Below are 4,564 nucleotides of genomic sequence, written 5' to 3' on the forward strand. Positions count from 1 at the left end.
GCCGCCCCCGGCCGCCGGGTACGGCCCCCCGCCCGGCTACGGCCAGGCTCCGGGCTACGGGCAGGCCCCGCCGCCGCCCCCGCCGGCGCCCGCCCCGGCAGGCGGCGCGCCCGTCAGCCTGTCGAAGGTCACGCTGACCAAGGAGGCCCCGGCCGTCTCGCTCACCAAGCAGGGCGGCACCTCCGGCGCCCTGCGGGTGAACCTCAACTGGCAGGTGCACCGCCAGGTCAAGGGCTGGGGGCAGAAGCTCGGCCGGGTGATGGCCATGCACAGCGACCTCGACCTGGACCTCGGCGCGCTGTTCGAGCTCGCCGACGGCACCAAGGGCGTGGTGCAGGCGCTGGGCAACTCCTTCGGCTCGCTGCACCAGCCGCCGTTCATCCACCTCGACGGCGACGACCGCACCGGCGCCCGCGAGTCCGGCGAGAACCTCACCATCAACCTCGACCACAAGAACGCGTTCCGCCGCATCCTCGTCTTCGTCACCATCTACGAGGGCGCCCGCAGCTTCGCGGGCCTCCAGGCCACGGTCACCCTGTGGCCGCACAACGGCGCGCCCGTCGACTTCACCCTGGACGAGTGCACCGTGCCGTCCCCGGTCTGCGCGCTCGCCCTGATCACCAACGTGGGCGGCGACCTCGTCGTCCAGCGCGAGGCCCGCTACCTGGTGCCCGACCGCGGCGTCAGCCCCCAGCGCACCCTCGACCGCGCCTACGGCTGGGGCATGAACTGGACCCCGGGCCGCAAGTGACCCGCGCCCGGGCCGTCCCCGGCGGCTCCCGCCCCGGACGGCCCGGGAGGCCCGGGCCGGTTCAGGAGCGGGCGGACGGGCACGAGTCCGCCGCAGCCCGGCGCGCCGCGCGGCCGGCCCGGGGCGGCGCCGCGTACGTGCGGCCCTTCCACGCCGCGCCGCGCCCCCGGTAGTGCTGCACCGCCGAGTCCACGGTCATCAGCAGGTAGAGCAGGGCCGTGAAGGGCAGCAGCGGCGCCAGCCACAGCGTCTGCCGGTAGTAGCGCAGCATCGGCACGTACGTCGCCGCCATGAGGGCCCACGCCGCGCCGCCCGCCGCGGCCGTCGGCGCGTGGCCGGTCAGCAGGCCCGCGGCGAGGGCCGCCGGCGGCGCCAGGTACACCACCGCAAGACCCGCGACGGCCGCCAGCAGCAGGACCGGGCTGTGCAGCAGCTGGGCGTACGCGCTGCGCGAGACCATCCGCCACAGCTGGCCCAGCCGCGGGTACGGCCGGACGCTGTCCACCCGGTCCGCCAGACCCAGCCAGACGGCGCCGCCCGACCGCTTGACGGCCCGCGCGACCGCCACGTCGTCGATGACGGCGTGCCGGACGCTGTCGGGCACCCCGGCGCGCTCGGCCGCCTCCCGGCGCAGCAGGACGCACCCGCCCGCGGCCGCCGCCGTCCGCCCGCCGGGCCGGTTGACCCAGCGGAACGGGTACAGCTGCGCGAAGAAGTACACGAACGCCGGGACGATCAGCCGCTCCCAGCCGGTGGTCACCCGCAGCCGCGCCATCTGCGACACCAGGTCCAGATCCGCCGCGCGCGCGGCGCGCACCAGCTCCCGCAGCGAGTCGGGCTCGTGCGCGATGTCGGCGTCCGTCAGCAGCAGCCACCGCGCGTCCGTCCGGTCCCGCGCCAGCGCGATGCCGTGCCGCACCGCCCACAGCTTGCCCGTCCAGCCCGGCTCCGGCTCGCCCGGCGAGGAGACCGTCAGCGGCAGGCCGCCGTGGTCGGCGGCCAGCTCGCGGGCCAGCTCGCCGGTGCCGTCCGAGCTGCCGTCGTCCACCAGGAACACCTCGGCGCGCCCCGGGTACTCCTGCGCCAGCAGGGACGGCAGGCTCACCGGCAGCACCGCCGCCTCGTCCCGGGCGGGCACCACGACGGCCACCGGCGGCCAGCCGGAGTCCTCCCCGCCCGATACGGTCGCCTTTCCGCCCTTTCCGCCCTTTCCGTGTTTTCCGTGTTTTCCGGCCGGTACGGCCTCGGGGCCGGCCGCCGTGCCGCCCGCCCCCGGCAGCCGGACGTCCGTACGCCAGAAGAACCCCTGCCCCAGCAGCAGCCACACCCAGGCGGCCAGCGACCCGGCCGCGATCCACGTCAGCGCGCTCATGCGCCGCAGTCTGCCCGACCGGGCGCCGCGCGCACCCGGCATCCCGCGCCCGACCCCGGCAGGCCCACCGGTCCGCCCGGTTCCTCTAGGGTGAGCGGGTGAAATTCGCGCTCGTCGACTCCGGCCTCGGCCTGCTCGCGGCCGCCGCCGCCCTGAGGCGCCTGCGGCCCGACGCGGATCTCGTACTCTCCAGCGACCCCGACGGCATGCCCTGGGGCCCCCGCACCCCCGGCGACGTGACCGCGCGTGCCCTGGCCTGCGCCCGGGCCGCCGCCGAGCACCGTCCCGACGCCCTGGTCGTCGCCTGCAACACCGCCTCCGTGCACGCCCTGGCCGCGCTGCGGGCCGAGCTGGAGCCCGCGCTGCCGGTCATCGGCACCGTGCCCGCGGTCAAGCCCGCGGCCGCGGGCGGCGGACCGCTCGCCGTCTGGGCCACCCCGGCCACCACCGGCAGCCCGTACCAGCGGGCCCTGATCCGCGACTACGCGGACGGCGTCGCCACCGCCGAGGTGCCCTGCCCCGGCCTCGCGGACGCCGTGGAGCACGCCGACGCGGCCGCCGTGGCCGCCGCCGTGGCCGCGGCCGCCGCCCGCACCCCCGAGCGCGCCCGGGCCGTCGTCCTGGGCTGCACCCACTACGAGCTGGTCGCCGACCGGATCCGGGCCGCCCTGGCCGCCGCGGGCGCGCCTGGCGCCGCCCTGCACGGCTCCGCGGCGGCCGTCGCCGCCCAGACCCTGCGCCGGATCGGCGCCGCGCCTGACCCGGCGGCCCGGCCGTCCGGCGGCCTCACCGTCCTGCTCGGCGGCCGCCCGGCGGCCCTGCCGCCGGCCGCCCTGGCCTACCCGGAGGGCGCCGCGCTGGCGGCCCAGGCCAGCCCGGTGGGCGGCTGAGCGGGCCCGGGCGCCCAGGCCCGGGGCGGCGCGGACCGGCTGCCCCTGCCGGGGTTGCGGCGACCGGCCTGTCGCGGCGGGCGAAGTTGAGTACGCTGCTCCTATGAGGCACCCTCCCGCTGACTCGGACGACGACAGGGACGACGAGGGCGCCTGGCCCGCCGCCGGGGCGGGCGGGGCGCTGTGGGCGGGACGTGCCCGCAACCGCGTCCAGTGGCTGCTCGCCGCCGGCGGCGGCGCCTGCATGGCGCTCGGCATCGAGCTGGCCGTCGACGCGCCGTTCACCTCCGGCCTCGCCCCGCTGGTGATGGCCGTGGTCGGCTGCCTCGCGGCCGGGCTGCTGGTGCTGTTCGGCACGCTCGCCTTCGTGCACGTGGCCGTGCGGGTCGACGAGGACGCGCTGGAGGTGCGCTGCGGCCACATCGGCCTGCCGCGCCGCCGCATCCCGCTCGACCACGTGGTCCGCGCCGAGTTCGCGCCGCGGCTGACGCCGTGCCAGTGGGGTGGCTGGGGCTACCGGTGGCGCCCGGAGAAGGGCACCGCCGTGATCGTGCGCCGCGGCGAGGGCCTGGTGGTCCGGCTCGGCGACGGCCGGGTCTTCTCCGTCACCGTGGACGACGCCGAGGCGGCCGTCCGGGTGATCCGCGACCGCCTGCGGCTCATCGCGGCCCGCGCCTCCCAGGCCTGAGCACCCGGCAGGTCCCGGTCGGCCCGCCCGCCGTGGCGCGCGCGTGATCCGCCCGAGGCCGGGCACGCCGGACGCGCCCACGAGCCTGGCGCTACCCTCGCCGCATGGCTATCCCGGACTTCATCCGCGAGCTGCGGGCCGTCGCGGGCCACCAGCTGCTGCACCTGCCCGGCGTCAGCGCCGTCGTCTTCGACGACACCGGCAGGGTGCTCCTGGTCCGCCGCGCGGACACCGGCAGGTGGGCGATCGTCGGAGGTATCCCGGAGCCGGGGGAGCAGCCCGCGGCGGCGGTCGTACGCGAGGTGTACGAGGAGACGGCCGTGGCTTGCGTGCCGGAGCGCGTCGTGCTCGTGCAGGCGCTGAAGCCGGTGGTCTACCCCAACCAGGACGTGTGCCAGTTCATGGACATCTGCTTCCGCTGCCGGGCGGTGGGCGGGCAGGCGCGGGTGAACGACGACGAGTCCCTGGACGTGGGCTGGTTCTCGCCCGACGCGCTGCCGGACCTGGAGGACTTCGCCGTCAGCCGCATCAAGCAGGCGCAGGGCGACGCGCCGACCTGGTTCGAGCCCGTCACCGCCTTCCCGGGCTAGGCCGGGAAGGCGGATCCCGCCGGCCCCGTCCGGCCGTGCCCGACCGTCCGGCCCCGGCCCGGGCTCCCGCGCGGTGCGTCAGGCGCCGTACTCCATACGGGCGGTGCGCCCCGCGCTCCCGCGCCGTCCGGGGCCCGCCCGGCGCGGCCGGACCTCCCGTCGGGCGGGCCGTCCCGCCGCGCGGCCTGCGGGCCGCCGCCGACGCGTCCGTACGGGTGGGGCCGGTCCCTGGCGTACGGGCCCGTCGGCGCGTGCAGGCCCCGCGGCGCGTAC

Annotated in this window: 4 protein-coding genes and 1 pseudogene; 4 read left to right on the plus strand and 1 reads right to left on the minus strand. The window is 78.0% G+C overall.

From position 1 onward, the window contains the following. Positions 1 to 751 (plus strand): annotated as a pseudogene (locus RKE29_RS28110) (Tellurium resistance); the annotation flags it as partial. Between the two features lie 61 nt (positions 752 to 812). Here RKE29_RS28110 and RKE29_RS28115 read toward each other — a convergent pair. After that, on the minus strand, positions 813 to 2,123 hold the full coding sequence (locus tag RKE29_RS28115; RefSeq protein ID WP_312008500.1) for a glycosyltransferase: 1,311 nt from the start codon (positions 2,121 to 2,123) through the stop codon (positions 813 to 815). Between the two features lie 98 nt (positions 2,124 to 2,221). Here RKE29_RS28115 and RKE29_RS28120 point away from each other — a divergent pair, with 98 nt between their 5' ends. The 3 genes from RKE29_RS28120 (at position 2,222) to RKE29_RS28130 (ending at position 4,291) form a co-directional block, all read left to right on the plus strand. Further along, entirely contained in the window at positions 2,222 to 3,013 is a 792-nt protein-coding gene (locus RKE29_RS28120; RefSeq protein ID WP_312008501.1) for an aspartate/glutamate racemase family protein, read from the plus strand. 103 nt (positions 3,014 to 3,116) lie between these two features. After that, positions 3,117 to 3,701: a hypothetical protein gene (locus RKE29_RS28125; RefSeq protein ID WP_312008502.1), complete on the plus strand. Its 585-nt coding sequence runs from the start codon at positions 3,117 to 3,119 to the stop codon at positions 3,699 to 3,701. A 104-nt stretch (positions 3,702 to 3,805) separates the two neighbouring features. After that, positions 3,806 to 4,291, plus strand: coding sequence for an NUDIX domain-containing protein (locus tag RKE29_RS28130; protein ID WP_312008503.1), 486 nt, complete (start codon positions 3,806 to 3,808; stop codon positions 4,289 to 4,291). The last annotated feature ends 273 nt before the right edge of the window (positions 4,292 to 4,564 follow it).

The organism is Streptomyces sp. B1866, from assembly GCF_031932565.1.
Taxonomy (GTDB): Bacteria; Actinomycetota; Actinomycetes; order Streptomycetales; family Streptomycetaceae; genus Streptomyces.